The organism is Deinococcus arcticus (assembly GCF_003028415.1).
Taxonomy (GTDB): domain Bacteria; phylum Deinococcota; class Deinococci; order Deinococcales; family Deinococcaceae; genus Deinococcus; species Deinococcus arcticus.
This window is the reverse complement of record NZ_PYSV01000014.1, coordinates 68,740-95,146: the sequence shown is the minus strand read 5'-3', so window position 1 is coordinate 95,146 and position 26,407 is coordinate 68,740. Positions and strand designations below refer to the sequence as shown.

The 26,407-nt window shown below is 69.5% G+C and carries 19 protein-coding genes; 11 read left to right on the top strand and 8 right to left on the bottom strand.

Translation table 11 applies throughout. The features are described 5' to 3' along the window. Positions 1-272 precede the first annotated feature (272 nt). From C8263_RS14095 to C8263_RS14075, 5 genes are read right to left on the bottom strand one after another with little or no spacing between them, the layout of a single operon-like run. Positions 273-713, bottom strand: a complete 441-nt coding sequence (locus C8263_RS14095) for a response regulator (RefSeq protein WP_107138774.1) — start codon at positions 711-713, stop codon at positions 273-275. Continuing rightward, complete coding sequence (locus tag C8263_RS14090) at positions 703-2,952, bottom strand: ATP-binding protein (protein WP_107138773.1); 2,250 nt, start codon at positions 2,950-2,952, stop codon at positions 703-705. The genes C8263_RS14095 and C8263_RS14090 overlap by 11 nt, the downstream gene beginning before the upstream one ends. Further along, entirely contained in the window at positions 2,949-3,497 is a 549-nt protein-coding gene (locus C8263_RS14085; protein ID WP_233218825.1) for a biliverdin-producing heme oxygenase, read from the bottom strand. Before C8263_RS14085 ends, C8263_RS14090 begins: the two co-directional genes overlap by 4 nt. 58 nt (positions 3,498-3,555) lie before the next feature. Further along, the gene (locus C8263_RS14080) at positions 3,556-5,109 is read right to left on the bottom strand and encodes a sensor histidine kinase (protein ID WP_107138771.1); all 1,554 of its coding nucleotides are present in this window, start codon (positions 5,107-5,109) and stop codon (positions 3,556-3,558) included. Then, positions 5,110-6,276 carry an acyl-CoA dehydrogenase family protein gene (locus tag C8263_RS14075; RefSeq protein WP_107138770.1) on the bottom strand — a complete coding sequence of 389 codons (1,167 nt, stop codon included), beginning with the start codon at positions 6,274-6,276 and terminating at the stop codon, positions 5,110-5,112. It abuts the gene before it with no gap. Between the two features lie 164 nt (positions 6,277-6,440). On the opposite strand from C8263_RS14075, the gene C8263_RS14070 reads away from it, so the two are divergent. After that, positions 6,441-9,449 carry a PAS domain S-box protein gene (locus C8263_RS14070; protein WP_146160699.1) on the top strand — a complete coding sequence of 1,003 codons (3,009 nt, stop codon included), beginning with the start codon at positions 6,441-6,443 and terminating at the stop codon, positions 9,447-9,449. Positions 9,450-9,562: 113 nt separating this feature from the next. Here the strand turns inward: C8263_RS14070 and C8263_RS14065 are convergent, their stop codons facing one another. Continuing rightward, positions 9,563-11,083, bottom strand: coding sequence for a sensor domain-containing diguanylate cyclase (locus tag C8263_RS14065; RefSeq protein ID WP_107138768.1), 1,521 nt, complete (start codon positions 11,081-11,083; stop codon positions 9,563-9,565). A 631-nt stretch (positions 11,084-11,714) separates the two neighbouring features. Between C8263_RS14065 and C8263_RS14060 the strand changes: the two genes are divergently transcribed. From C8263_RS14060 to C8263_RS14045, 5 genes are all read left to right on the top strand, one after another. Further along, entirely contained in the window at positions 11,715-12,671 is a 957-nt protein-coding gene (locus tag C8263_RS14060) for a hypothetical protein (RefSeq protein ID WP_146160698.1), read from the top strand. A 44-nt stretch (positions 12,672-12,715) separates the two neighbouring features. Continuing rightward, positions 12,716-13,978 (top strand): tail fiber domain-containing protein, encoded by a 1,263-nt coding sequence (locus tag C8263_RS14055; RefSeq protein WP_107138766.1) that lies wholly within the window; start codon positions 12,716-12,718, stop codon positions 13,976-13,978. Positions 13,979-14,076: 98 nt separating this feature from the next. Then, positions 14,077-14,604: a polymorphic toxin-type HINT domain-containing protein gene (locus tag C8263_RS19495; RefSeq protein ID WP_233218824.1), complete on the top strand. Its 528-nt coding sequence runs from the start codon at positions 14,077-14,079 to the stop codon at positions 14,602-14,604. 71 nt (positions 14,605-14,675) lie between these two features. After that, entirely contained in the window at positions 14,676-14,999 is a 324-nt protein-coding gene (locus tag C8263_RS18980) for a hypothetical protein (RefSeq protein ID WP_146160697.1), read from the top strand. A gap of 640 nt (positions 15,000-15,639) precedes the next feature. Further along, positions 15,640-16,866 (top strand): glucose-1-phosphate adenylyltransferase family protein, encoded by a 1,227-nt coding sequence (locus C8263_RS14045; protein ID WP_107138765.1) that lies wholly within the window; start codon positions 15,640-15,642, stop codon positions 16,864-16,866. Between the two features lie 152 nt (positions 16,867-17,018). Here the strand turns inward: C8263_RS14045 and C8263_RS14040 are convergent, their stop codons facing one another. Next, on the bottom strand, positions 17,019-17,438 hold the full coding sequence (locus tag C8263_RS14040; RefSeq protein ID WP_107138764.1) for a DUF1801 domain-containing protein: 420 nt from the start codon (positions 17,436-17,438) through the stop codon (positions 17,019-17,021). Positions 17,439-17,660: 222 nt separating this feature from the next. Here C8263_RS14040 and C8263_RS14035 point away from each other — a divergent pair, with 222 nt between their 5' ends. The 5 genes from C8263_RS14035 (at position 17,661) to guaD (ending at position 25,745) form a co-directional block, all read left to right on the top strand. Then, positions 17,661-19,139, top strand: a complete 1,479-nt coding sequence (locus C8263_RS14035) for a DEAD/DEAH box helicase (RefSeq protein WP_107138763.1) — start codon at positions 17,661-17,663, stop codon at positions 19,137-19,139. A 250-nt stretch (positions 19,140-19,389) separates the two neighbouring features. After that, entirely contained in the window at positions 19,390-20,796 is a 1,407-nt protein-coding gene (locus C8263_RS14030; protein WP_107138762.1) for a xanthine dehydrogenase small subunit, read from the top strand. 36 nt (positions 20,797-20,832) lie between these two features. Then, a complete protein-coding gene (gene xdhB / locus C8263_RS14025; protein ID WP_107138761.1) occupies positions 20,833-23,202 on the top strand; it encodes a xanthine dehydrogenase molybdopterin binding subunit in 2,370 nt (789 codons plus the stop codon). Positions 23,203-23,556: 354 nt separating this feature from the next. After that, positions 23,557-24,390, top strand: coding sequence for a xanthine dehydrogenase accessory protein XdhC (gene xdhC, locus C8263_RS14020; RefSeq protein WP_107138760.1), 834 nt, complete (start codon positions 23,557-23,559; stop codon positions 24,388-24,390). Positions 24,391-24,431: 41 nt separating this feature from the next. Next, complete coding sequence (guaD, locus tag C8263_RS14015) at positions 24,432-25,745, top strand: guanine deaminase (RefSeq protein WP_107138759.1); 1,314 nt, start codon at positions 24,432-24,434, stop codon at positions 25,743-25,745. Here guaD and C8263_RS14010 read toward each other — a convergent pair. After that, the gene (locus C8263_RS14010) at positions 25,742-26,089 is read right to left on the bottom strand and encodes a hypothetical protein (RefSeq protein WP_107138758.1); all 348 of its coding nucleotides are present in this window, start codon (positions 26,087-26,089) and stop codon (positions 25,742-25,744) included. The two genes, guaD and C8263_RS14010, sit on opposite strands and share 4 nt — an antisense overlap. Between the last annotated feature and the right edge of the window lie 318 nt (positions 26,090-26,407).

Sequence of the window (26,407 nt, the reverse complement as noted above, 5' to 3'; positions counted from 1 at the left end):
TCTCAGTCATGACGGGCCTCCGGGTTAGACACAGGACAAGGGCGCGGCAGGCTGAACAGGCCTTGCCGTGTGGGCGGCGCCAAGCACCGGCGCCCAGCCCGCGAAAGAGCATGAAGATGTGTGATAACGCACAGGCATGCCCCAGCCTAGGTCAGCTCTGGCCGGCGGCCGTTCGGGGTTTATTAAGACGGCTCGCCCTCTTTCCGAGAAAGACCTGAAGGACTCTTCATGTTGCCGGGCCCCTGACGGGCGGGGCCGGGCCCCCCAGCCCGTTACGCCGGGGCGTGGCTCTGGGGCAGGTTGGCCGCGCCGAACCAGTACAGGTCCAGCAGTTCCACCACCCGCAGGAATTCCGTCATGGTGGCCGGTTTACTCAGATACGAGTTGGCCTGCAGGGCGTAGGCCCGCTGCACATCGGCCTGTGCGCTGGAGGTGGTGAACACGACGACCACGAGGTGGCGCAGCCCTGGGTCGGCGCGCACCGCTTGCAGCACCTCGAAGCCGCTGATGCGCGGCATGTTCAGGTCCAGCAGCATGAGGTGCGGCAGGGTGCCGCCCCCCAGGGCCGCGCGCAGCTGCCGCAGGGCGTCCTCGCCGTCCCGGGCCACCTGCAACTGTACCGGCAGACCAGCCATCTCCAGCGCCGCTTCCATCAGAAACACGTCGGCCTCGTTGTCCTCCACCAGCATCAGCCGCACGGCTTCACGCTCCATGGGCCGCCTCCGGGGGGTCGGGCAGCAGCAGGGTCAGGGTGCAGCCCTGGCCGGGCGCCGACTGCAGGGTCAGGCGGCCGCCGTGGCGCTCGGCAATGCGGCGGCACAGCGCCAGCCCGATGCCGTTGCCGGGCGAATGCTCCCGGCGCTCCAGGCGCTGAAACAGACCAAACACCTTGTCATGATATTCCGGGGCAATGCCCGGCCCCTGGTCCTGCACCGACACGGCCCAGCCCGGGCCCTGGCGCGCGGCGAACACCTGCACCCGGGGCGGCTGACCCCCGAAGGTCAGGGCGTTGCGCAGCAGATGGCGCAGCACGGTGCGCAGCTCTTCCGGGTCGCCCTGCACGGTGGGCAGCGCCCCCAGCTCTATCTGGGCCCCGGTCGCCGTCACCTCCGGGGTCAGTTCGGCCAGCACCTGCGCGCCCAGGGCCCCCAGATCGGCCGCTCGGGGCGGGGTGGGCGGCGCCGAGAGCAGGGCCGTGTAGGTGTACAGATCGGCGGTCAGGCTGCGCAGGCGGGCGGTTTCCTGGCGCAGAAAGCGCAGCGTCCGCTCGCCGCCCTCGTCCATCTGCGGGCGGTATTTCAGCTCGAACAGGTCGGCAAACTGGGTGATCAGCCGCACCGGTTCCTGCAGGTCATGGGCAATCACAAAGGCGTACTGCCGCCACTCGGCGTTGGCGCGTTCCAGTTCGGCGTTCAGGGCGCGCACCACCCCCAGGCGCTCGCCCAGGTGCGCCGTCAGGGCCAGTTGCAGTTCGCCCGCCTCTTCCAGTTCGCCGGGGTGCCACGGCGCGGCGCGCCCGCGCACGGTCTGCAGGTAGGTGTCAAAAGACTGCCGGGGGCCCAGTTCGCCCTTGGCCGCTTCTGGCGGCGCGCCCCCCCAGGCCACCTGCGTGGTCAGGGCCGGGCGCAGCCACACCACGCCCTCCTGCCAGCCGGCCCCCACGGTGATGGCCAGCAGGCCACAGGCGGCGTCGCCCAGCGGGGTGCCGGGCCACGCTTCGCCCAGCGCCTCGGTGTGCTGCACCGGCCCCGGCTGGGTGCGCAGCCACGTCAGCAGGGCCCCCACCTGAGCGCCCGGCAGCGGCGGCCCGCACACGCGCCACTGGTCTTCAAAAAACACCACGGCGCGCTCGGCCCGCATCAGGCCCGGCAGGTCGAGCGCCGGCTGGCTCAGGGTCTCCAGTGGGGTCACCGAATGCGCCGCCGCCGCCAGAATGCGGGTGCGCCGGGCCTGCAGGGTCTGGCGAAAGGCGTCGGTGTCGGCGCGCGCCTTGAGGCCCAGCTGCAGGTTCAGCAGCCGGCCCAGGTACTCCAGCGCCGTGCGGGTGGCGGGCGGCACCACGTGGGGCGCGCTGTGGTGGCAGGCGATCAGGCCCCACAGCCGCCCCTCCTGCACCAGCGAGACCGAGAGGCTGGAGCGCACGCCCATGTTGCGCAGGTACTGCAGGTGCATGGGCGAGGTGGCGCGCAGCACCGCGCCGCCCAGAGGGGGAGGGGCGCCCGTCTGCGGGTTGAGCCGCGGCTCCAGTGGAGCGGGGAGGGCCTCAGTGTCGGCAGTCAGGCGCAGCAGGTGGCGCACGTACAGCGCGCGGGCCTGTGCCGGAATATCGGATTCCGGAAAGCGGTGGCCCAGAAAGGGCTTCAGGTCCGCGTGGCGCGCCTCGGCCATCACCTCACCGCTGGCGTCCGGGGCAAAGCGGTAGATCATCACGCGGTCAAAGCCGGTCAGTTCCCGCACCCGTTCGGCGGCCACCTGGGCCAGCTCTGCCAGGGTGTTGGCCCCCTCCAGGGCAAAGGCGGCGTTGCGCAGCACCTGGGGCCCGCTGGCGTCCTGGGCCTCGTCGGCTTCCAGTTCCAGCACCAGCAGCGCCCCCACCCGGTGGGCGGTCAGGGCCCAGGTGCCTCCGGGCCAGCGCAGCAGCGCGCGGTACTGCAGGGCGTCGGGCACGCCGGCTGGCAGCGCGGCCAGCAGGGGCGCCAGGGCCTCCTGGCCCAGCAGCGTGTCCAGGCCCTGCCCGCGCAGCTCGGCCGGGGAGGTGCCCAGCAGCGCGCCGGTGTTCGCGCTGACCTGCAGAATCTGCCCACTGTCCGCGTCGGCCGTGAGCAGCGCGCCGTGGGGCTGCACGGCCCCGGGCACCTGAATGGGTTCGCGCTCGCAGTTCTGCGCCGTGATGGCGGGCCCGCCCAGGTAGGTGGGCAGCAGCAGATCGGCCGCGGGGGGTTCGGCGCTCACGCGGCCACCGGGCCCAGCGCCTGCTCAAAGCGCGCAAAGGCCGCCTGGGCGCCGGCAATCACGGCGGGCGCCTGTTCAGGGGTCACGTGGGCGGTCATGGCCTGCCGGTACTGGCGCCACATGGCCCCCGTGGCCGGGCCATAGCCGTGAAAGTACGCGCCGCCCGCCTGCGGGCTCAGGCCCAGCGTGCCCTGCAGGTGGCGCGAGATGATCTGACCGCCCAGCGTGGCGCCCTCCAGCACGTACAGGACCCCCAGGGCGCCGGGCAGGTCCAGTGCGGGGCCCGGCAGTGGGGTGGGGGCCGCCACCGCCTGGCCCAGCGCGGCCAGATCGCGCCGTAAGAGGGGCATTTTCTGGCGCTCGTGGGCCGCGAAGGCCCCGGGGAAGCTCAGTGCCTGCACCTGGGCTTCCAGCGGCGCCACAGCCCAGGCCACCTGTGTCAGCAGCTGGGTATACAGGGCCCGGGTCAGGTCGGGGCGCAGCACGGGCATCAGGGCCTCGACCGCGCGGTGCTGGGCGGCCGTGGCCTCCTGGAGCTGCGTCATGATCATGGACGCCTCTGACCCTAGCACGGGCACCCGGGGTTCACGCCCTGCGCCGCCTTCACGCGGCGGGCAGGGTAAACCAGAAGGTGCTGCCCCCGCCGGGTTCGCTTTCCACCCCGATCTCGCCCCCATGCGCCTGCACGATCTTGCGGCAGATGGCCAGACCCAGCCCGGTGCCGCTATAGCTTTCGCGGCGGTGCAGACGCTGAAACATCTCGAAGATGCGCCCAAAATACTGCGGCTCAATGCCGATGCCGTTGTCGCGCACCTGAATGCGCCACAGCCCCGGGGCCGGGCCCGGCTGCGCCCAGACCTGCACCCGGGCCGCTGCCCCCTCGCGGCGGAACTTCAGCGCGTTGCCCACGAGGTTCTGCAGCAGCTGCGCCAGCTGCGGCGCGTCGCCCAGCACGGTGGGCAGCGGCTCCACCTCAAACTGCGCCTGCGCCTCCTCGGCCAGGGCCTGCAGGCGGTCCAGGGCTTCTTGCAGCGGCTCGGCCAGCGGCACCGGGCGCAGGGGCCGGGGCCCGGCGTTCAGGCGGGCGTAGTGCAGCAGATCGTCAATCTGCGCTTTCATGCGCGCGCTGCCCTCCTGAATAAAGCGGAGGTACTGCGCCGTCCTGGGGTCCAGCCCCGGCCCCGCGCGGCTGACCAGCAGCGCCGTGAAACTGGTGATGGTGCGCAGCGGTTCTTGCAGGTCGTGGCTGGTGACATAGGCAAAGCGTTCCAGTTCGCTGTTGGAGCGCTGCAGGGCCAGCGTCTGTGCTTCCAGCGCCCGCGTCTGCGCTTCCAGGGCTTGCGTCTGGGCCTCCAGGGCCTGCGTGCGCTCGGCCACCCGCGCTTCCAGGGTCTGGTTCAGGGCGCGCAGCTCGGCCCCGGCGCGGTCGCGTTCTTCCTCGGCGCGCACAAAGGCGGTGATGTCTTCCAGCAGCGCCAGCAGGCCCGGACCGTGCGCGGGCCGCTGCATGGCGCTCAGGTGCACGCGCAGCACCTGCCGCTCGCCGCCCAGCGGGCGCTCCAGCCGCACGGCCCCCGGCACCGGCCCGGGCGGGAACGCCGGCAGCGCCGCGCGCAGGTTCAGGCCCGCACGCAGCTCGGGCAGCAGGCGGGCAGCGGCTGGGTTCCAGTCCACCGCCTGCCCCTGCAGGTTCAGCGTGACCACCCCCAGCGGGGCCTGGTCCAGCAGGTGTTCCAGAAAGGGTGCGGGCGCCGGCACCGCTGCAGGGGAGAGCTGCGCGTTCGTGCGCGCCACCTGCCGGGCGTGCTCGCGGCGGGTGCGGGTCTGGGCAGCTGCAGCCTGCAGCGCGGGCCCCAGCTCCTCAGGCGGCTCGTTCACCCAGGCCAGGTGGGGACCAATCTGCGGAGTAAAGCGCGCGGCCTGCAGCAGCGCCTGTGCGGGCGCGGGCGGGCCCAGGAGCCGCACGGCCAGCAGGCGGTCGGCGGCGTGCAGGCGCTGAATCACTCGCAGCGCCTGTGGCGTGCCCGTGCCCAGCAGGACGGCGTCCACCGGCTCGCCCCCGCCCTGCACCCGGGCCAGCAGCTCGTCGGCGCTGGGCACGCCGCTCACGCCCGGGGGCAGGGGCTCTGGCAGGCCGTACCCCAGAATCAGGCCCATTTATTCCCCCAGCAGCGGCTGGTCCAGCAGGGCGCGCCCGGTCCACAGCCGCAGCAGATCGGTGGTGGGCGACATGACCGGCGCGGCGCGCACGTCGCGCAGGTGCCGGTCCAGCGCGCTGCCATCGCGGTAGGTCACGCCGCCCATCAGGCTCATGGCCTCGTTGACCACCAGCACGGCCGTATCGGCCACAGCAGCCTTGCACGACAGCAGCGCGGGCAGCGCCGCCGGGTCGCCCGCGTCGCCGGCCTGGGCGGCGGCGTAGGCCAGCTGCCGCGTGCGTTCCAGTTCGCTCCACAGCCCGCCCACCCGGTACTGCAGCACGTTTTCCTGGGCGGCGGTGCGGCCACTGTGGCTGTAGGTGCGCGCTTTCAGGTGCGAGATAGCCTCGCGCAGCGCGGCGTCGGCCACGCCCAGGTAGGTGCCGGTCATGGCCATCAGGAAATAGGGCGCCACCACATTGAACACGTACCAGATCTGATCGCCCACCGCGCCCAGCAGATCGCTGGCCGGCACCTGCACCCCGCGCAGCTCCAGGCGCCGCGCCGAATTGCCGCGCATGCCCAGGCCAGCCCAGGGCTCGCCCCAGGTCATGCCCGGGGTGCCTTCTGGCAGGACAAAGCAGGAAAAATCCCCCAGATCAGCGTCCTGAGAGCGGGCCGAGACCACATAGGAATCGGCGTGGGCGCCGTTGGTCACGAAGGTCTTGGTGCCGTTGGCTTCAAAGCCGCCGCCTGCCCGCGCCCGCAGGTCCAGCTGCGGGTAATAGAAATGCGCGCCTGTGCCCGGCTCACTCAGGGCCAGGGTGGTCAGGTGCTCGCCCGCGCAGATGGGGCCCAGATAGCGCGCCTGCTGCGCGGGCGTGGCCTTGGCCGCCATCACGGCCGCGCCCACATGGTGCATGCCGAAGGTGATCGCGCTGGACGCGCAGTGCTGCCCCAGCAACTCGCACACCCGGGTGAGGGTGTGCAGGCCGTGCCCCAGGCCGCCCAGCGCGGCTGGCACCACCAGCCCGCCCAGCCCCGCTGCCTGCAGGGCCCGCAGGTTTTCCCCGGGCCAGCGCGCCTCCTCGTCGGTCTGCCGGGCGCGGGCCTGCACCGGGCCCCGGGCCACCTCGGCGGTCAGGCCCAGCACCGCGTCCTGGTTCAGCGGCGCACGCGCGGTCACCGCGCCGCCTCCGGGCGGCCCACGGCCCCGGGCGCGCTGGCCCTGACGTCCTGCCTGTTACCTGACCTCACAGAGCCGGAAGGTACCACGGCCGGGCCTGGCCCATCGTGGCCGCGCCGCTGAGCTGTCCTGCCGCAGGGCGCTGGGGGCGCTACACTCCTGGGGTGCTCCCCCCCGCCGAGGACGCTGCCCCAGGCGCCTTTCCCCTGACGGGCGCGCAGGCCCAGCAACTGCTGACCGTGGCCCGCGCCCTGTTCCGGGCGGTCAGTCGCGCCGATGTCAAACGCGTGATTCTGGACGAGGCCCTGCGTGTGACCGGGGCCTACGGCGGCACGTTGATCAACGTGGTGGACGATCAGACGCTCTACATGGTGCGCGCTGCCGGCTACGACCAGCCGCTGCAGGACACCTGGCAGCGCTTTCCCATGGACCCGGCGTATCCGGTGGTCCAGGCCATCCAGGAGCGCCGGGCCATCTTTGCCTCGCTCCCGGAGGTCCACGCGCAGTTTCCGGCCCTGCTGCCCCTGTTGCAGCCGCACACCTGGGCCATCGCCGCCCTGCCCCTGATGGCGCGCCAGGAGGTGCTCTCGGCGGTCACGCTGTCGTTCCGGGACGAGACGGCCATGACCCCGGAGCGGCAGGCCTTCATGGGCCTGCTGGCCGACCTGTGCGCCGAGGCGCTGGAGCGCGGGCGGCTGCACGACGCCCAGCAGCGGGCCCGCGAACGCGCCACCGTGCTCTCGGAAGTCAGCCGGGTGCTGGCGTCCTCGCTGGACGTGCAAGAGACGCTGCAGCGCATTACCTCACAGGTCATTGCTCATGTGGCCGACTGGTGCGCCGTGTACCAGCCGGACGGAGCCGGGGGCCTGCACCTGGCCGCCGTGGCCCACCAGGACCCGGCGAAGGTGGAGCGGCTGCGGGAGCTGCTGGCCCGCTTTCCCTCCGATCCCACCACCCCGGGCAGCGGCGCCTGGGTCATGGCCACCGGCCAGGACGTGCTGCTGAGCGTGATTCCACCCGCGCTGCTGGACAACCTGCCCACCCAGGCGCAGCGCGAGGCCGTGGCCGACCTGGGGCTGCACTCCCTGATTCAGGTGCCCATGAACGTGCGGGGGCGCCGGGTGGGGGTGCTGGGCGTGGCGTCCTCTCATCCGGCGCGCACCTACGGCCCCGATGACCTGGACCTGGTGCGCGAACTGGCGCAGCGCGCCGCCCTGGCCCTGGACAATGCCGAGCTGTACGAGGCCGCGCAGTTCAGCGCGCAGCGCTACCGCTCGCTGGTAGACGCCACCCGCCAGACCGTGTGGACCAACAGCGCCAGCGGCCACATGCTGGGCGAGCAGCCCGGCTGGGCCAGACTCACCGGCCAGCCCCGCGAGGTCTATGAAGGCTACGGCTGGGCCGAGGCCCTGCACCCCGAGGACTACGAGCGCACCCTGGCGGCGTGGCACCGCGCCGTGGAGCAGCAGGCCATCTACGAGGTGCACCAGCGCGTGCGGGTGGCTGGCGGCCGGTACCGGCACTTTCACGTCAAGGCCGAGCCGGTCACCAATGCCGACGGCACCATCCGGGAATGGGTGGGCGTGCACACCGACATCACCGATCAGCTGGAAGCCGAGCAGGAGCTGCGTGACCGGGAAGCCCGCTACCGCGCCCTGGTGGAGCACGCCGCCGTGGGGGTGGGCCGCACCGACCGGCAGGGCCGCTGGCTGGATGTCAACCGCGCGGCTGAAACGCTGCTGGGCTACAACCGCGCCGAACTGCTCAGCCTGAGCTTTCAGGACGTGACCCACCCGGATGACCGTTACCAGGGCGGCGCCCACCCGTACTGGCGCCTGGTGGCGGGGGAACACGAGGCCTTTACCATTGAAAAGCGCTACCTGCGCAAAACCGGGGAGGTGGTGTGGGCGAGCACCACCGTTTCAGCCGTGCGCAGCCCGGCCGGCGAGTTCGAATACGCCGTGGCGGTGCTCAACGACATCACCGCGCGCAAGCAGGCCGAGGAGCAGGCCCGCCAACTGGCGCGGGTGATTGAGGAAAGCGGCGACTTCGTGGGCATGGCCACCCTGGACGGGCAACTGCAGTACATCAACCCGGCGGGGCGCGCCCTGGTGGGTCTGGGCGAGGCTGAGGTGCCCGGCCTGCGCGTGACCGACCTCTTCCTGAGCGCCGACCTGCCGTTCGTGCAGGAGGTGATCCTGCCCGCCACCCGCGCGCAGGGCCGCTGGACGGGCGATTTCCGGTTCCGGCACTTTCGCAGCGGCGAGGCCATTGACGTGAGTGCCAACCAGTTCGTGGTGACCGACCCGGGGTCCGGCGAGCCGGTGGCGCTGGCCACCGTGACGCGCGACATCCGCGAACGCAAGCGCGCGGAGGCCGAGGTGCGCGCGCTGAACGCCGCCCTGGAAGAGCGGGTGGCCGAGCGCACGGCCGAACTGCAGCAGGCCAACCGGGAACTGGCGCGCAGCAACACCGAGCTGGAGCGGTTTGCCTTCGTGGCCTCTCACGACCTGCAAGAACCGCTGCGCAGCATCGCCTCCTTTTCGGAGCTGCTCAACCGCCGCTACGGCGAGCGGCTGGATGACCAGGGCCGCCGGTATCTGGACATCGTGACGCGCGGCGCCCAGCGCATGAAGGTGCTGATCGATGACCTGCTGGTGTTCTCGCGCCTGAACGCCGTGCACGAGCCGTTTGGGCGCGTGGACATGAACGAGGTGGCGCGCGAGGCCCTGGCGCGGCTGCACGCGGCCACCCAGGCGGCGGGCGCGCAGGTGCAGGTGGGCCCGCTGCCCGTGGTGTCGGGCGCCCCGGAAGAACTGACCCGGCTCCTGCAGAACCTTGTGGGCAACGCCCTGAAATTCCGCCGCGAGGGCGTGCGCCCCGAGGTGCGCGTGAGCGCGCAGCCGGCTGGCCGGGCGTGGCAGTTCACGGTGGCCGACAACGGCATCGGCATTGAGCCGGAGTACCAGGGCAAGGTGTTTGAAATGTTTCAGCGCCTGCATCTGCGCGACCGCTACGAGGGCACCGGCCTGGGTCTGGCCATCGTGCGCAAGGTCGCCGAGCGGCACGGCGGCGCCGTGTGGCTGGACAGCGAACCCGGGCGCGGGACCTCGGTGCATTTCACCCTTCAGGGGGAAGATTCGCCCGCCCAGCCGCAGGGGGACTGGCCTTAAGCGCGCCCCACCGGCTGGATGCAGTGGGACCCCAGGTCACCCCAGAGCCCGGGCCGCTGTTGCCCGCATCCCTCGGATTAAACCCTATGCAAACGCTCCTGTTGAAGGGCCCATCAGTGCTGCTGGGTGGCGTGGCGGCGGCGTTTGGCGGCGTACATGCGTTCATCGGCCAGGGTCAGGCGGGTGGACCGGCTGGGGGCGTCGTTCCAGCGCACCACGCCGGTGCTGGCGCCCGTGCGCTGCACCGTGATCTGCTGCGCGGCGCCCATGGCCACGTCAATGCGCTCCAGCAACTCTTCCTGGGACTGGTCGGGCACCAGCAGGGCAAACTCGTCGCCGCCCACGCGGTAGGCCGCGCCCCCCTCGCCCACCTGCGCGGCCAGCGCGGCGCCGAACACCTGCAGCAGGCGGTCCCCCTGTGCGTGGCCCTCGGTGTCGTTCACACCCTTCAGGCCGTCCACATCCACCAGGGCCAGGGCAAAGGGCTCGCCAGCCGCCTCACGCGTGTCCAGGTCCTCGTCAAAAGCCCGGCGGTTGAACAGTCCCGTCAGGGCGTCCTGGCGGGCCTGCTCATGCACCTGCTGCAGGGCCGCGTGGCGCTGCAGGGCGTGGCGAATGGTGCGTCCGGCGGCCTCCAGCAGCGTGCGGTCCCCGGCGCGCCAGTCGGTGACCGCGTGCCCCTGCACCCGCAGGGCCAGCAGCAGGGTGGGGCCAGCCTCGCCCTCGCCCAGCGGCACCCAGGCGGCCTGGGCCACCCCCGCTTCCACCAGTGCCGGCAGCGCCTGGGGGTGAGCGGCGTAGTTGGCCAGGTACAGCGGGCGGTCCAGGCCCCGCAGCGTGCGGGTCACGCCGCCCGGCAGGTGGGGCAACTGCTCGGCCAGCGCCAGCACCTGGGCCGGGAGGCCAGGCTGGTGGTGCGCGGCCTGCACCGTGAAGCTGTCGCCGTGCCAGGTCAGCAGGCCGGCGTAGTCGGCGCCGATGGCCTCACTGATCAGCGAGGCTGCCGCCAGGGTGGCCGCTTCGGGCTCCAGGTCCAGGTCCATCAGGCTGCTCACACCTTCCAGAATGCGGGCCTGTTCCAGGGTGCGGCGCAGTTCGGCCACCTGCTGGCGCTGCGCCTGGGCGTCGTGCTGCGCCTCAAGCTGCTGGCGGCGCAGTTCCAGTTCATTCATGGCAATGGCCGCGAGGTCCTGCAGGGCCTGCAGGTCCCCGGGGCTCAGGGGATGCGGCTTGTCATCGGTCACGCACAGGGTCCCAATGCGGTGCCCGGCCGGCGAGATCAAAGGCGCCCCCGCGTACATGTGAATGTGCGGGGCGCCAGTCACCATCGGGTTCTGGCGGAACCGGGCGTCCTGGGGGGCGTTTTCCACCACCAGCGGGCGGTCATCCAGAATGGTCCAGGCGCAGAAAGAATCGTGCCGGGGCGCGGTGGTGTCGCCCAGACCGTAGGCGGATTTGCCCCATTGCCGGTGCTGGTCCACCAGATTCAGCACCGCCACCGGCACGTTCAGCACCCGCGCGGCCAGCCGGGTAATGCGGTCAAAGGTCTCGTCCTGGCCGGTGTCCAGAATCTGGTAGCGCGCCAGATCGAGCAGGCGGCGGTATTCATCTGCTGGAAGGGGAGCGGCAGTCACACGGCAGAGTAGACCGCGCCGCCTGACAGCAGACTTGCGCCTGTCCAACAATGTGGCAGGTAAAGGTCAGCGGTGGGCATCCCCTGCCGACCAGTCAAAACTCGTCAGGCAACGAAAATTCGGCGCCCGTAGCGTGTCTGTGCAAAGAGACGAATGTCCGGGAATTGGAAGAACATTCAGTTCTTTCCGGGATGTTCCGGAAATGGGCGGCATCCGTATACAGCGCAAGAAACATGGACGCCGTGCACTCTCAGTGTTTCGACTGGGCCTCCACCGTGTTCAATCTCCTGGTCTGCCCGTCTCCCCGGTCCTGGCGGGCGTTGTCTCCCCTGATGCTGCGGAGTGACCGGCAGTCAGTACTGTGACATTCCTGGCTGAGCCTCCTCTTCATATGTTTTATGATCTCTTCAGGAGACTCATAAATGCCGAACAGTCCTACGGGGATTCACGCCATACCCTGCACCGAGTCCATCCTCCTCTTGCGCCGGCGCTCCGCATGAAACGCCCCTTTCTTCTGGCGTCCATCTGCGCCCTGTTGATTGGCTGCGGGGCCCCCACACCAGTGCCTCTTCCCAGCCCAGTTTCTGGCCCTTCCACCCCTGAGGGCCCTCGATCCCTTGGCCTGGTCGAGGTGACCTTCACCGGGGTCGGCACCTCACAACTCCAGAGCGCCGCAGTGCGGGTCCTGCCCCCAGGTCTGCAAGGGCAAGCCCTCACGGAGCAGTCGGCTGGCATTCAGATGAAGTCCGTGGTCACCGGCAGTTTCGACGTACCGACCCCAACAGGTTTTGGTCGCGGAACCCGCTATCTCTGGGCCACGTTCAACATCCGCAATGCCCAGCAGGACGGGACGCCGTACGCGACTTCCCAGAAGAACATCACCTTACTCGGGGTCGCTGGTGGCGCTGCGTCAGGCCATCCCACGTATGGCGGCACGGCTGTGAGGAGTCTGGGGCGCTTTGATGGCACGCCCCTGACCGATCCCGTGGCCCTCGCGCAGAGTGTCATGCCTATTCAGGGCCGAAGCCTGCAGGGAACGACTGTCGTCATGAACGACAGCCAGATGGACTTCCAGATCCTGCCGGAAACGGAGGTCGCGGATCTGCAGGCGACCCTGACCAGCCCGGACCTGAACCTGCTCCCGTATGGGTTCGTGGTGCGCTGCGTCAGCAACTGTGCGTCTGGTGCCCGCACACTGGCGGCGAATCCAGCGGCAGATCAGTACGATGGTCAGGTCACGCTGGCGCTGCGCTTCCCCAAGCCCGCCCAGAGCAAAGAAGAGCCGTACACCTTCAGTATGCTGTTCGAAATCGTGCTTGACAGCGAAACGCGCGTTACGCAGAGTCTTGACGAGCAGCAGGACAACGCGGCGGTGACCACACGGGCGCTGGCCTTAGGTGCCAGCCAGGTCATGACCTTTGGTGACAGCACGTATGGCAGTGGCAAAACCGCCATCACGTATCAGTGCGGCTGGCGTGTGGCTGGGCCCGTGAATGCCCCCTCCGTGTTCCTGGGCTACGCGACGACCTCAAACCGGTGTCAGGCGCTGTACGACGTTAGTTTGCTGGATGAATTCCACTGGCAGTAAGACACGACAGCTCGCACTTTTTCCTGATCCCCCTTGAGGTTTCTATGAAACGTACCTACCTGAAAGTTGCTGCTGGTCTTCTTGCGCTGGGCAGCACCGTTGCGCTGGCCCAGACCCTGACCCTGCCTCACCCTTTCGTTGCGGGTGCCCCTGCCAAAGCCTCTGAACTTACCGCCAACTTCCAGACCCTGATTGACGCGATGAACGGCAAGCTTGGCGCAAGTGACCCGGGCAGTACGGCCAATTCCCTCACCCATCCAGCCTGGGAAGGCGGCGCGACTGCCCCCACGATTACGGCGTTTCGGGTGCAGCGGGGCGGCGGCGTCGTTGCGGCTGGCAGCCTCGGATATGGACTGATCCCCGCCTCCGGCGAAGGGATTCGCATGATGTGGCATCCCTATAAGGGCGCGTTCCGGGCCGGTGGCGCGTCTGCTGCCGGCGAGTTCGATGAAGGCAATATCGGCTTTTACTCCTGGGCCGGCGGGAACCGCACGATTGCGAATGACTATACTTCCTTTGCCTTCGGAGATCAGGTCACGGTCACGGGTGCCAGTGCCGTGGGCTTCGGTGCAAACAGCACAGTAGACGGCAATTTCGGCTTCTCCTCTGGTTCGCAGAACACCTGCACCGGGTTCGTCTGTACCTCTGTTGGCTACCTCAACACCGCCGATGGTCAGGGGGCAACAGCCATCGGGTACCGGAATGTGGCCGACGCGGATTACAGCATGGCGCTGGGCCGCTACGCGGATGTGGATGGGCGAACTGGCGCCTTTGTGTGGGGGGACGCGAGCATCAACTCAGCGGCGCTGGCAACCGCCAACAACCAGTTCCTGGTCCGTGCAGCTGGTGGATTCCGCTTCAGAACAAAAAGCGACCTGACAACCGGCTGTGATATCGCGGCCAGCACGGGCACGATGACCTGCACCAGTAGTCGGGATGTGAAGCAGGATTTCAGGGCAGTTGATCCCGTCGCCATTCTGAACAAAGTGGCGAAGTTGCCCATCACAACCTGGAAGTACAGGGGGGACACGTCAGGGGGCCGTCACCTGGGACCCATGGCGCAGGACTTCAAGGCCGCGTTCAACCTGGGGACGGAAGACACGTCAATTGGGGTTCTGGACGAAGGAGGCGTGGCCCTGGCCGCGATTCAGGGCTTGAACCGGAAGCTCGAAGCGAAGTTGGAGGAAAAAACTGCGGAGACAGCGCGCCTCACAGCGGAGACAGAGACTCTCAAAGCGGAAGTGGCGACCCTGAGAGCGCAGCAGGCTGAAATTCTGAAGCGTCTGGACGCACTGAACGTTGATTGAACCTCTCAGCGTTGAAGAAGGGGCACCTTGAGGTGCCCCTTCTTGCTGGAAAGCGTTTAAAAGCTCCTGGTAGGCGTCACATACCCTCGGGACGCGTTTTGGCTGGTCGTGAGCGGCATCCCTTCTACGTCACGGAGCGCTCTGACACCCAGCCCCGGCCCAAGCCGGAGGGGCATGAGGAGCTCAGCGACAAGTGGGTTGGCGCCGGTCACCTCAAGATCGGTGACAAGATCAAGCAGGCCGATGGAACCATTGGTCTCGTTGCCAACGTCATCAACGTTCAGAAGACCCAGGAAATGTTCAATCTCACCGTCAGTGAGGCTCATACCTACTACGTTGGGAATGACAGCTGGTTGGTGCATAACTGGGGCGATCCGAAAATTCTATGGACTAATCACGGTTTTAAACATTTTCCTCAGAAAAATATGAGCTGGGCTGCCATAGTGAAGTCGACCAAAAATGGCGGAGAGGCCAGGTATGCGCCAGATGTAAGTATCGAAGTGCTTGAGAGAATGGTGTGGAAATATGGTAAACCTGGTACCACCGGGAAGCCATGGATAGTTATGGAGTTTAATGGAATTATAGGTGCTGGCGATGGAATACCTAGCAAATGGATGCGCGTATAACTCGGCGGAAATACAATACATGGACATCCTATAACTAAGGCCGAATACGATAGGCTTTTGAGGCTAAAGAAATGAAGAGAGTGCTTGATATGGATTACGGCACTGGAAGAATCGCTCACATAGAGATGGATTTAGTATTTGAATTGAGCATTGTTGAGCAGATTGATTATCTGAGAGAAGATATGCTTCAAGTTGAGTTTAGCGGTGGGAGATGTATTGTCGATGCAGGATGGTACCCGGACGGCAGTGAGGTCGGAAGATTTATCGTCAAGGTCGTGAAAGATTATGATTGGTCTTCGCCAATTTATCGGGAAGAGGCAAGCGATCTATTGAAATTAAGATCTTCTCTTGTTCGAGCAATCGAGATGGCTGAAAGGTATACGGAATTGACTTAACCCCAATCAACGACTACTCTGGGTCACCTCCGGCAACTGAGCCTCAACTACCAGCCGCTCCACTCTCCCTTCTGGGACGTGGGGCGGCTTCTCTCTTGCGCCCGCTCCAAGCACCCGCAGAGCAGGCAGCAAGCACCAGCGCATGATCCTCAGTCGTCACAACTTCTTGCACGAGCCTTTGCAGCACCTTTTCCGGCACCTCTGGCGGCTCGGGCAACTGGTGTGGCCACTTCCGCAAGTCCTGCTCCAGCCAGCTACGCAGGGCACCCCACAGCCACGCCCATAGATCGGGCGCGCTTTCCCACCATTTGGCAAGGGAGGCCCCTCGCGCCAGGAAGGCGGCCTCGTCTCCATCTCGCACGCTCGCTGCCCATTCCTGGTACAGCGGTTGGAATAGCTCCTCATGCTTGTGCTTCCAGTCCGGATCAATCCAGCTCTCTATCCCGCACGGTTACCGCAGCCGTAGTTGTTTTTCGCCATATAGGCGGGCCACAGTCACCTTTGGCTGTTCAAGTCTTTCCCGGTTAATCCGCCTCCACCGAAAGCCGTCTATCTCCTCGCCCACCCTTCGCCGCCCCCATAAACCCTCCCTTACGCCCCCCACACCCACCTCCCTGGCCCCGCCCCCGAGACTCGCGGCATGGCGTCTTCCCGCAGTCTGAGCAGTGGGCCCACCGGGCGCGGCACCCGCGTGCGTGGCAAGCGCGTGCTGGCGATTATCCTGGCCGGGGGCCAGGGCAAGCGCCTGGGCGTGCTGACCCAGGAGCGGGCCAAGCCCACCCTGACCTTTGCCGGCACCTACCGCCTCATCGACTTTGCCCTGAGCAACTGTGTCCACAGCGGCCTGAGCGACGTGTGGGTGATCGAGGAATATGAGCTGCACACCCTGAACGACCACCTGGGCAGCGGCCGGCCCTGGGACCTGGACCGCACCCACGGCGGCCTGCAGGTGCTGCCGCCCTTCAGCGGCGCCGAGGCCGAGGGCGGCTTCGCCTCTGGTAACGCCGACGCCCTGTTTATCCACCGCCGCCTGATTCGTCAGTACCAGCCGGACGTGCTGCTGGTGCTCTCGGCCGACCACGTGTACACGCTGGATTACCGCCCGGTCATTGAGGAACACCTGAACAGCGGCGCCGCCGTGACCATGGTGACCACCAAAGTGCCCAAGGGCGAGGACGCCTCCCGCTTCGGTGTGGTGAAGGTGGGCCCGGGCGGCAAGGTCACCGAATTCGCCTACAAGCCCGAGCAGCCCCGCAGCCAGACCATTACCACCGAAATCTTCGTGTACGACGCGCCAAAGCTGCTGAAGCAACTGGAGCGCCTGCACGCCGCCAAGGGCAAGGGCGGGCACCTGGGCGACTTTGGCGACGAGCTGATTCCTGCGTTTGTCGAGGCCGGCGAGGCCCACGCCACCGACCTGGGTGGCTACTGGCTGGACGTGGGGCTGCCCGACGCCTACTGGCGCGCCCACCAGGACGTGCTGCGCGGCCGGGCCGTCACCCTGGACGACCCGGGCTGGCCCATCCTGACGTCCAGCATTCCGCGCATGCCCGCGCGGCTCGAAAAGGGCGCGAAGGTGGCGGGCAGCCTCGTGTCTTACGGCTGCCGGGTGGCGGGCACGGTGCGCGGTTCGGTGCTGGCGCCCGGCGTGGTGGTGGAAGAGGGCGCCAGCGTGGAAGACAGTGTGTTGCTGCGCGACGTGGTGGTGCGCGCGGGCGTGCGGGTGCGCCGCGCTATTGTGGACGAGGAAGCGGACCTCCGGGCCAATGTGGGCGGCGGCCAGAAGCTGACCGTGGTGGGCGCCCGCGCCCGGGTGAAGACGGCGGTCAAGGGCGGCGCCGAGGTCGAGCCGGGGCCCGGCCGCTAAGGACGTTGCCCCTCACGTTGCGACTGTTCAGGAGAGCACTGGAAAGCCTCCACGCCCGGTGCAACGTCCTTTTTCCGAGACTCGCTTCGCTCGAGTGATCTAAAGATCAACAGCGAATGACCTGGAAATCAGAAATCTCCCGGCGGGCCCGCTCAGCCCTTGCCCGGCTGGCGCCCCCTGGGCCCCACGCGCTGCTCATTCAACGTGGCCGCCGCGCGCACAAGGTCCTGAAAGGCCGCCTCATTAAAGGATGCCCCCTCACGCAGATCCAGGGCACGGCGCACCTTGCCGTCCAGGCTGGCGTTGAACAGCCCAGTCGGGTCCGGCAGGGCCGCGCCCCGGGGAAAGGTCAGCTTGACGGCCGCCCTGTACACCTCGCCGGTACACAGCACCCCCCCGAGTGACCACACCGGGGTGCTCCACTTCCACTCCTCGGTCACCCCGGGCGTGGCGGCCAGGATCAGGGCGCGCACCCGGGCCAGCGCCGCGCCGCGCCAGTCGGTCAGCGCGGCCATCTTCTCGTCAATCCGGGTGCTGGCCGGCAGCTCCGCTTGGGGGTCAGAACGGGTCATGAGGCCAGCCTACAGGCGCGCCCATTTGGGTCTGGGGCCCGCCATCGGGCATAGTGGGGGCAGCACGGGCCGAGGCGCATCCGCCCGTCATGCCCCGCCCCCGGCGTCGCCGGGTGGCTGGAGGCTCTCGCCTGGACGCGGCCTGCCTTCTTGTGCAGGTGCGCTTCTCCCCACCCCCGGTCCCGCGCGGCGCGCCCCCTGTGGACCCTGGAAGGACCCTCCATGACTTCAACCACCCCTCCCCGGCGCACGCCTGTGGCGTCGCCTGCGGCCCCCATGAGCCCCGCCACCGACTGGACTGCCCTGCTGGGCGGCCGCACCCCCACTCCCGTTCAGGCCGGCGCCATTCCAGCCCTGCTGGGCGGCCGCGACGTGATCACCACGGCCCGCACCGGCAGCGGCAAGACCCTGGCCTTCCTGATTCCCGCCGCCGCACGTGGCATCGGCATGAGCCCCGTGCGCGGCATGCGCCCCGAGGTGCTGGTGGTGACCCCCACCCGCGAACTGGCGGTGCAGATCCGTGACGTGGCGCGCGAACTGGGGATGCCCGCCGGACGCATCACCGGCGGCATCACCCCCGGGCAGACCCGGTCTGAGGCCACCGGCAAGGGCCTGATTGCCGGCACGCCCGGGCGCCTCAAAGACCTGATTAACCGCCAGGAACTCAGCCTCGCGGGCCTGAAGTACGCTGTGCTGGACGAGGCCGACGAGCTGCTGTCCCTGGGCTTTCTGCGGGACGTGGGCGACATTCTGCGCGCTGCCCAGACGCAGCGCGCGGGCAAGGGCCACCTGCAGATCGCCATGGCCTCGGCCACCTTTCCGGCCGAGATTCGCGCGGTGGCCGAGCGCTTCATGGAGCAGCCGCAGCGCATTGACATTGCCCCGGCGGCCCCCTCGGGTGAGGCGGGGAACGCGGGCGACGTGCTGGGCGGCGCCACCGGGGCCACCCACGAACTGCTGAACACCACGCGCGACGACGTGCTGGATCTGACCGCCGCCCGTGCCCGCGAGGCCCTGCGCGAGCCCGGCGGCTGCGTGGTGATCTTCAGCCGCACCAAGCATCTGGTCAAGCGCCGCGCCGAGAAGCTGGGCGCGCTGCTGCCCCAGGAAACGGTGAGTGCCCTGGAAGGCAACATGGACCAGAAAAAGCGCGAGCGCACCATGACCCTGCTGCGCGAGGGCCGCTCGCGGGTGCTGGTCGCCACCGACATTGCCGGGCGCGGCATTGACCTGCCCGAGGTTCGCCTGGTGATTCACATGGACGTGGCCTCCACCGCCGAGGACCACGTGCACCGCTCGGGCCGCACCGCGCGCGCCGGGCGCCCGGGCACCAACCTCGTGCTGCTGATTCCCGAACAGCGCGCCCTGTGGCAGGGCATTCGCCGCAAGCTGCCGGCCCCCCTGCACCCCCCCCTCACCCGCGAGGAAGGCCAGATTGACAAGGCCATCCAGGAGAAGCAGGGCCAGGGCCGAGGCGGGCAGGGCGGCGGGCGGACCATGGGTCAGGCCAGCGGCAGTGCGCCGCGCTCCGGGTCCAGTGGGCACGCCCAGAGCGACCGGCCCCAGGGCGACCGGAGTGGGCAGCGGCCCCGCAGCGGTGAGCAGGCGGCCCGCCCCGGCCGCCGCACCGACAGCAGCGCGCCCGGTACCGGCGCCGGCCGGGTGGGCCCCCAGCGCGCGCGCGGGCGCGGCCGCCGCTAACCGCCAGGGGAGGGCCCAGGGGCACGCGGTCTGCCGCCCCTGGGCCCTCTTGCATTCCCCCAAAGCAGGCCATAGCCACGGCCAGCTCCGTTCTGCACTATGCTGGGGTCACCCACAACCCGGCTGTCGTTCTGCATGGATAACCGGCAGCCCGCCCCTGGCCCCCCTCCGGCGTGAACCATGCGTGGCCTGGCCCCACGGGGCTGCGGCCGCGCCGGGTCCCGCCCGCTGCAGAGCGGCAAGGAGAAACATGACAGTCACGGTCACGGTGAACGGAGTGCCCACCCCCCTGGGCGGCGGCGCCCATACCACCCTGCTCTCGGCCCTGCGCGCCCGGGGCCTGACCGGATGCAAGGAGGGCTGCGCCGAGGGCGAATGCGGCGCCTGCGCGGTGCTGGTGGCCCGCGCCGAGGAGGGCGGCACCCGCTGGGACAGCGTGAACGCCTGCCTGGCGCTGCTGCCGGCCCTGGATGGGGGCGAGGTGGTCACCGCCGAGGGGCTGGGTACCCCGCAGGCCCTGCACCCTGCGCAGCGCGAACTGGCGGCGCGCGGCGGCTCGCAGTGCGGGTACTGCACGCCCGGCTTCGTGTGTGCCATGGCGGCCGAGTATTACCGCCCGGGGCGCACGCCCGGCGAACACGGCGCGCCGGGCGGCTTTGACCTGCACGCCCTGAGCGGCAACCTGTGCCGCTGCACCGGCTACCGCCCCATTGCCGACGCGGCCCACGCGCTGGGCCTCCCAGCGGTGGATGACCCCCTGCTGGCCCGCACCCAGGCCCCCGCCCCGGCCCCCCGCGCCACCGCCCTGCACGCCCCGGACGGCGCCTTTCACCGCCCTGCCACCTTGCCGCAGGCCCTGGCCCTGCTGGCGGCCCACCCCGGGGCCAGGGTGCTGGCCGGCGGCACCGACTGGGGCGTGGAGGTGAACCTGCGCCATGCCCGCGCGCCCGTCACCGTGGCGGTGGACGCCCTGCCCGAACTGCGCGTGTTGGAGGAGAACCCCGACTTCTTCCTGCTGGGCGCCGGGCTGACCCTCAGCGAGCTGGAACGCCGGCTGAACGGGCGCGTTCCCCTGCTGGCGGACTGGTTTCCGCAGTTCGCCTCGCGCCTCATTCGCAATTCGGCCACGCTGGGCGGCAACCTGGGCACTGCCTCGCCCATTGGGGACAGCCCACCCGTGCTGCTGGCCCTGGAAGCGGCTGTGGTGCTGGCCGGCCCCGGGGGAACGCGCGAGGTGCCGCTGGACGCGTACTTCACCGGTTACCGCCAGACGGTGCGCCATCCGGACGAGCTGATTCAGGCGGTGCGCCTTCCAAAGCCCCTCTCGCCCCTGGCCGCCTTTCACAAGATTGCCAAGCGCCGCTTCGACGATATTTCCAGCGTGGCGGTGGGCTACGCGCTGCGGGTGGAGGGCGGCACCGTGACCCGCGCCCGCATAGGCCTGGGGGGTGTGGCCGCCACGCCCCTGCGCGCGCTGGAGGCCGAGGCCCTGCTCGAAGGCCAGCCCTGGACCGCCGGCACGGTGCGCCGCGCCGCCCGCGCGCTGGGGGCCAGCGGCACCCCGCTGAGCGACCACCGCGCCAGCGCCGCCTACCGCGCCGCCATGCTGGAACAGAGCCTGCTGAAATTTTTCGTGGAGCAGGGGGGCACGCTGTGAACCTGCCCCGCCGCCCCAGCCCACCGGAGGCCCCCCATGGCCGCTGACGCTGTCCCCCACACCCCACCCCTCGCCTCGCCCCCCGTCGGCGCCCCCATCCCCCACGAAAGCGCCGCCGCCCACGTCACCGGGCAGGCGCTGTACACCGATGATCTGGGCGTGCGCCTGGGCGGGCTGCTGCACGCGTGGCCGGTGCAGGCGCCGCACGCCCACGCCCGCATCCTCTCGCTGGACCCGGCTCCGGCGCTGGCGGTGCCCGGTGTGGCGCGCGTGCTCACTGCCGCCGACGTACCCGGCGTGAACGACGCGGGCGTGAAGGGCGACGAACCCCTGTTTCCCGGTGAAGTCATGTACCACGGCCACGCGGTGTGCTGGGTCCTGGGCGAATCCGAGGAAGCCGCGCGGCGGGGTGCCGACGCCGTGGCCGTCACGTACGAGCCGTTGCCGTCCATCATCACGCTGCAGGAGGCCATCGGCGCGGGCTCATTCCAGGGTGCTCCGTCCACCCTGCGCCGGGGCGACGTGGCGCAGGGTTTTGCGCAGGCGGCCCACCTCTTTGAAGGCGACTTCGAGATGGGCGGCCAGGAACACTTCTACCTTGAAACCCACGCGGCGCTGGCCCAGGTGGACGAGGCCGGGCAGGTGTTCGTGCAGTCCAGCACCCAGCACCCCACCGAAACCCAGGAGATCACCGCGCATGTGCTGGGGCTGCCCGCGCACGCGGTGACGGTGCAGTGCCTGCGCATGGGCGGCGGCTTTGGCGGCAAGGAGATGCAGCCCCACGGCTACGCGGCCATTGCCGCGCTGGGCGCCACCCTGACCGGGCGCCCGGTGCGGCTGCGCCTGAACCGCACCCAGGACCTCACCCTGACCGGCAAGCGCCACCCCTTCCACGCGCGCTGGAAGGCGGGGTTCGATGCCCAGGGCCGCTTCACCGCCTTGCAGGTGACCCTGACCAGTGACGGCGGCTGGAGCCTGGACCTGTCTGAACCCGTGATGGCGCGCGCGCTGTGTCACCTCGACAACGCCTATTTCATTCCCCACGTCGAGGCCCACGGCCGCATTGCAAAAACCCACAAGACCTCGCAGACCGCCTTCCGGGGCTTTGGTGGCCCCCAGGGCATGCTGGTCACCGAGGACATCCTGGGCCGCGTGGCCCCGCTGCTGGGCCTCTCGCCCCACGATCTGCGCGCGCGCAACTTCTACCAGCCCGGCCAGCGCACCCCTTACGGCCAGACCGTGCGCCACGCCGAGCGCCTGGATACGGTCTGGCAGACGCTGCTGCGCACCAGCGACTTTCACACCCGGCAGGCCGGGGTCGTGGCTTTCAACGCCGCGCACCCGCACCGCAAGCGCGGGCTGGCCGTCACGCCAGTCAAATTCGGTATCGCCTTCAATTTCACCGCCTACAACCAGGCCGGGGCGCTGGTGCACGTGTACCGGGACGGCAGCGTGCTCGTGAACCACGGCGGCACCGAGATGGGCCAGGGTCTGCACACCAAGATGCTGCAGGTGGCGGCCACGGCGCTGGGCGTGCCGCGCTCCAGCGTGCGCCTTGCGCCCACGCGCACTGACAAGGTGCCCAACACCAGCGCCACCGCCGCCAGTTCCGGCGCCGACCTGAACGGCGGGGCTGTGAAGGACGCCTGCGACCAGATTCGCGCCCGGCTGGCCGAGGTGGCGGCCGGGGCCCTGGGCGTGCACCCGGACGACGTGCGCTTCGAGGCGGGGCAGGTGTTTCCCATCGGGCACCCGGGGCGCGGCCTGCCCTTTGCTGAGCTTGTCCAGACCGCCTATTTTCGCCGTACCCCGCTGTGGGCCGCCGGCTTTTACCGCACCCCGGGCCTGCACTGGGACCGCGAGGCCATGCAGGGCGAGCCCTTCAAATACTTCTCCTACGGCGCCTCGGTCTCGGAAGTGGAGGTCTGCGGCTTTACCGGCGCCTACCGGGTACGCCGCGCGGACCTGCTGCACGATGTGGGCGAGAGCCTTTCGCCCCTGATTGACCTGGGGCAGGTGGAGGGCGGCTACCTGCAGGGCGTAGGCTGGCTGACCCTGGAGGAGTTGCGCTGGGACGAGGCCGATGGCCCGGGCCGGGGCCGGCTGCTGACCAACTCGGCCAGCACCTACAAGCTGCCCAGCTTCAGCGAACTGCCCGACGAGTTCAACGTGGCCCTGCTGGAAAATGCCGCCGAAAACGGCGTGATCTACGGGTCCAAGGCGGTGGGCGAGCCGCCCCTGATGCTGGCCATCTCGGTGCGCGAAGCGCTGCGGGCGGCCTGCGCGGCGTTTGGGCCGCCGGGCCAGCCCACCCTGCTGGCCAGCCCCGCCACCCCGGAAGCCGTGTACTGGGCGCTGGCGCGGGCCCGCAGGGCCCACCCGGACGGGGCCCTGCTCCATGACTGATACGGATGCCGTCCAGTTCCGGCACATCCAGAAAAGAGCTGGAGGTGCCCCGCCTTCGGCGCTGTTCCAGCCCAATGCCCGGACCTCCGTCTCTGTTCCTGCTCTGCTCCGCAGCGCTGCGCGGCCCTCCGGTCGGAACAATGCCGTCATGGGGTACAGAATGGTGCGGAACTCGTCTGATACGGATTCCGTCCATTTCCGTAACATCCGGAAAAGAGCCGGATGTTCCTCCAATTCCCGGAAATCCGCATTTGTTCCTTCTCCCTCCGGTCGAAAAAATTCCGTAATGTGTTACGGAATTTTTCGGAAGGCGTATGAGCCAGCGCGGCCCTGGGCCCGGCCGGCGCCCTACCCATGAACTGGCGCGAGGCCCTGAACGCCCTGCACGACCGGGGCGAGGCGGGCGTGCTGGTCACCGTGGCCGCTGCCCGGGGCCACACCCCGCGCGAGGCCGGGGCCAAGATGCTGGTGGGTGCCGGGCAGAGCTGGGACACCGTGGGCGGCGGCAACCTGGAAGCCACGGCGGTGGCGCGTGCCCGCGCCCTGCTGGCGGCGGGGGCCACCGCTCCCGAACTGCTGTCCCTGCGCCTGACCGACCGCGCCCCGAACGAGCACGGCCGCCAGTGCTGCGGCGGCGAGGTGACGCTGCTGCTTGAACCTCTGCTGAGCGCGCGCCCGGCCGTGGCGGTGTTCGGGGTGGGGCACGTGGGCCTGGAACTGGCCCGGGTGCTCGCGCGCCTGCCGCTGGCGCTGCACCTTATTGATTCGCGCGCCGCACAACTGGCCCCAGAGCGGCTGGCGCCCCTGTCCGGCGCGGCGGCCACCCTGCACCTTCACCACGCGCCCATTCCCGAAATGGTGCTGGGCAGCCTGCCCCCGGGCAGCCACCTGCGCCTCCTCACGCACGACCACGCCGAGGACGCCGCCCTGCTGGACGCCGCCCTGCGCCGCCCCGGCTGGGGCTCGGTGGGCCTGATCGGCTCCTCGGCCAAGTGGGCGCGCTTTCAGCTGCAGCTGAGCGCCCTGGGCCACCCTCCGGACGCCCTGGCCCGCGTCCTTACGCCCATCGGCCTGCCCGCCCTGATGACCGGCCCTCTGCGCAAACACCCCGCCATGATCGCCCTGGCGGTCGCCGCCGAACTGGCGCCACTGCTGTTTCCCGATCCCAACGAGGAAGCGGCGCTCTGAAGCCGCCCCGGCCGTGGCCGCCACCCCCTTCAAAGGAAGTTATGACCCCTGTTCTGTACCGCGCCACCTTTCTGCACACCCCCGAGAGCCCCTTCACCCACCCCGGGGCCCTGCGCGTCCATGAAGACGGCGGCCTGCTGGTCTCGGGGGGCGTGATTCAGGCCAGCGGCGATTTCGCGGCCCTGCACGCGGCCCACCCGGAGGTGCCCGTAGCCGACCGGCGCGGCGGCCTGCTGCTGCCCGGCTTCATTGACACCCACGTGCATCTGCCGCAGGTGCGGGTGATCGGTGGGCTGGGGCTGCCGCTGCTGGCGTGGCTGGAGGAGTGCGCCCTGCCCGAGGAAGCCCGGCTGGCCAACCCCACCTACGCGCGCGCCGTGGCCCAGGACTTTCTGGCGGGCCTGCTGGGGGCCGGCACCACCACCGCGCTGGTGTTCGGCTCGCATTTTGCCTCGGCGGTGGACGTGTTTTTCGAGGAAGCCGCCCGCGTGGGCCTGCGCGCCGTGGCCGGGCAGGTGGTCAGCGACCGGCTGCTACGCGACGAACTGCACACCACCCCCGAGCGCGCCTATGCCGAGGGCAAGGCCCTGATTGAGCGCTGGCACGGCGTGGGGCGCGCTCTGTACGCCGTCACGCCCCGATTTTCCCTCTCGGCCTCCGAGGGCATCCTGGCCGCCTGCGCCGCCCTGATGACGGAATTCCCGGATGTGCGCTTTACCAGCCACATCAACGAAAACGTGCGCGAGGTGGAGGTGGTGCGCGGCCTGTTTCCCGGCGCCCGCGACTACCTGGATACCTACGAGCGCGCCGGGCTGGTGAGCCACCGGGGGGTGCTGGCCCACAACCTTCACCCTTCAGACCGCGAATTGGGCGTGCTGGCCGAGCGTGGCTGCGCCGTGGCGCACTGTCCCTGCAGCAATTCAGCGCTGGGCAGCGGCTTCTTTCCGCTGCGCCGGCACCTCGCGGCCGGGGTGCAGGTGGCCCTGGGCAGCGATGTGGGCGGCGGCACCGGCTTCTCGCTGCTCAAAGAAGGGCTGCAGGCGCACTTCATGCAGAATCTGATGGGCGAGGCCGGTGTGCTCCTGTCGCCCGCCCATCTGCTGTATCTCGCCACGCGGGCCGGGGCCCAGGCGCTGGGGCTGGAGGCCCAGGTGGGTTCGTTTGAGCCGGGGCAGCAGTTTGATGCCGTTCACCTGCAGCCGTTGCCGGGCACGCCCCTGGACGCGGTCTTCCGCCACGCCGCCAGCCCCGAGCGCGCTCTGGCCGCCGCCTTTGCCACCGGCACCCCGGCGGATATTGCTGGGGTGTGGATCGGCGGTCAGCCGGTGCAGGCGCGGGTGCAGGGTCGCCTTTAACGGTCCGGGTCGGCCCCCCAGTCGGTACTCAGGAACGCCGTCAGCACCATGGCCGCCACACCGGCGAAATAGCGGCGGTCGTTTGTCTTGGCGCCGCGCGCCGAGAGCAGCACCAGGGGCAGGCTCAGCAGCTCCGCGCGGCCATGCCAGGGAAAGGGAACCGTGCGGCGCACGGCCAGGGGAAAATCTGTGATGACGGTCAGCGCGAGGTAACCTGCTGCCAGGGCCTGCGACCGGGCCCGCGCGGCGGGCGACAGCCCCAGCAGCCGGGGCAGCACTAGCAGCCCCGCACAGGCCACATAATCAATAACCCCATGGACGCGGGGCGTGACGGGTGGCTTCATGGCTGCGCTCCAGGGCGGGCAGGCGCAGGGACAGAACGCGGCAGGAATTGGGTCATGGCGGCCTCCTGGGGTTCAGGATGATGGCTGGCCTGCGGCGGTCAGTTCAGGGTCCGCTCAAGACGTCTGAAGCTGGCCCTGTCCCGGTTCGGCGGTGGTGGTGACGCGGGGCTCAGGGCGGGCCAGCGGGGTGGCTTCCCGGCCTGGGCCCACTGAACCCCGGCGCCGGCCGCTCCAGTGAAGGCATGAGACACGGCGCAAGGAGCGCGTGGCGTGACGGCTGATCCGGTCGCCCTGCACGCCGAGCAGCTGGACCGACGC

Bases quoted from the DNA above. Each gene is read 5' to 3' on its own strand.
- xdhB (WP_107138761.1), top strand. From the start codon at position 20,833: ATGGCCGCTGACGCTGTCCCCCACACCCCACCCCTCGCCTCGCCCCCC.
- C8263_RS14035 (WP_107138763.1), top strand. From the start codon at position 17,661: ATGACTTCAACCACCCCTCCCCGGCGCACGCCTGTGGCGTCGCCTGCG.
- C8263_RS14030 (WP_107138762.1), top strand. From the start codon at position 19,390: ATGACAGTCACGGTCACGGTGAACGGAGTGCCCACCCCCCTGGGCGGC.
- C8263_RS14055 (WP_107138766.1), top strand. From the start codon at position 12,716: ATGAAACGTACCTACCTGAAAGTTGCTGCTGGTCTTCTTGCGCTGGGC.
- C8263_RS14080 (WP_107138771.1), bottom strand. From the start codon at position 5,109: ATGGGCCTGATTCTGGGGTACGGCCTGCCAGAGCCCCTGCCCCCGGGC.
- C8263_RS14095 (WP_107138774.1), bottom strand. From the start codon at position 713: ATGGAGCGTGAAGCCGTGCGGCTGATGCTGGTGGAGGACAACGAGGCC.
- C8263_RS18980 (WP_146160697.1), top strand. From the start codon at position 14,676: ATGAAGAGAGTGCTTGATATGGATTACGGCACTGGAAGAATCGCTCAC.
- C8263_RS14085 (WP_233218825.1), bottom strand. From the start codon at position 3,497: ATGACGCAGCTCCAGGAGGCCACGGCCGCCCAGCACCGCGCGGTCGAG.
- C8263_RS14010 (WP_107138758.1), bottom strand. From the start codon at position 26,089: ATGAAGCCACCCGTCACGCCCCGCGTCCATGGGGTTATTGATTATGTG.
- C8263_RS14045 (WP_107138765.1), top strand. From the start codon at position 15,640: ATGGCGTCTTCCCGCAGTCTGAGCAGTGGGCCCACCGGGCGCGGCACC.
- C8263_RS14040 (WP_107138764.1), bottom strand. From the start codon at position 17,438: ATGACCCGTTCTGACCCCCAAGCGGAGCTGCCGGCCAGCACCCGGATT.
- guaD (WP_107138759.1), top strand. From the start codon at position 24,432: ATGACCCCTGTTCTGTACCGCGCCACCTTTCTGCACACCCCCGAGAGC.
- xdhC (WP_107138760.1), top strand. From the start codon at position 23,557: ATGAACTGGCGCGAGGCCCTGAACGCCCTGCACGACCGGGGCGAGGCG.